A 1,628-nucleotide genomic window follows, 5' to 3' on the forward strand; every position below is an offset into this window, starting at 1 on the left:
TGCCGGAAAAGTTGCATTCGAGTAAATAGGGAGTGGGGAGATGAGGGAGATAGGGGAGAAATAACTCCTAATATCATGTCCGCATAATTAGTTATGCTAACCACAGTCATTACACCCCACCCCCAACCCCTCCCCGCAAGCCTACCGTGTATACACAAGTCCATCCAGAGCGAGTTTCCAGCCGATAAAGATGGATTCAAATTGTCTTAAACCATGAACAAGGGTAGGCATTCCAGGAGGCCTACCAGAGGTATAACCAGACCATCCACCAAGTCGAGCAATGATCCAAGTAGCCCAGGGCAAACAACCCCGTGGATAAGGATTTTGTAATTTTTTGGTATCGCCTTCAATAGAAGATTGAAGTCCTAATAAGCATTGCTGCTGCTTTTGACAAAAGGTAAGCTCGGCAGAAAGTTGAGTATTATCGCGTCCCTCAACCATTTGTAAGGTTCGCACGGCTACGGACAAAGCAAGGATTGTTAGGCGTTGGATTGCAATACTAGACTCTAACTGAGTCGCTTCGATATTCAATCCAGCTTTTTTGAGAGTGGCAAAAAGTTGTTCAATCTTCCATCGCCATCCGTACCACTTAATGACTCGCAGTGCCTGTTCCAAGCAGACAACAACGTGAGTTGTCAGCAACCGCCAATGAATCGGTTCTTGTCCTGCGGGTGGTTGGACTTCCAGAGCTTCAACAGCAAAAAGGGTAACACTAGGAGGATAGCCAAAAACGCCTAATTTATTGGGGCATTGAATCTCAACTTGTCCACAACGAACAATAAGCATTGCTTCTCTTGGCATTCGCTTTCGACGTGAGTCTGCGGGAACGTTAATTATATAAGTACCTTCACAAGGCTGCTGACTTAAGTAGTCGAATAGTGATTCAGACCGCCCTAACAATCGACGATCTTGACAAGCTCTTATCAGTAAATGATTATTTTTATTGGGTACAGTTGCAAATTCCTCAAATAAATCCGATTCGCGGTCGCCAATATGAGTTACCATTTTTGCTCCACCCGCTTCAAAGCATCGCTTACTACTGGATGCAGATGCTAACCATTTGTAAGATTCTTTCTCCTCAATTGGTAAATTTTGATAGTCTCGCTGATGTTTATCTGCATGGTTTATAGCTCGGCTCCACAGTTTTACTGTGCTTAACCCCAGTGGAAATCCACTCTCACCATCTAATACCAATGTTGGATGGATATAAAACCCGACATCTGTGTTATTGCCTACTACTCCTAATCCTGACGGTGACAGTCTACCTGCATGAGACTGCAAGTTAATCTCGCTAGTATCGCTAATCGCCAATACGTGTCGTTTTGCCAGATGAAACTCGCAATCATCCGAAAGGCTACGTACTAGTTCTGATAGTGTTACGTTTTCATTCTCCAAAAACCGATAATAACCCATCTGTTCTGCCCAATTTCGACTGATTTGCCGGATATTTATCGATTGGTGCTTACGAATCGCCTCGTATAATGCTGCCCCCTTTTTATCAGCCTTGGGTCTCCAAATGCCGTTCCTGGTGTCGTCGATGCGTGAATTAAGATTGGATTATCCATAGTTTTTGCTTCTCAAAAATCCTCTGCACCTACTTTACATCCGACTTGTGTATACACGGTAGG

1 protein-coding gene is annotated in these 1,628 nt (G+C 44.1%); it reads right to left on the minus strand.

Features of this window, described 5'->3' with window-relative positions; translation table 11 throughout:
- Nucleotides 1–141: 141 nt before the first annotated feature.
- Nucleotides 142–1,470, minus strand: a complete 1,329-nt coding sequence (locus VE944_RS29795; protein ID WP_324986047.1) for an IS4 family transposase — start codon at nucleotides 1,468–1,470, stop codon at nucleotides 142–144.
- Nucleotides 1,471–1,628: the final 158 nt, after the last annotated feature.

Source organism: Nostoc sp. (assembly GCF_035638895.1).
GTDB lineage: Bacteria > Cyanobacteriota > Cyanobacteriia > Cyanobacteriales > Nostocaceae > Nostoc.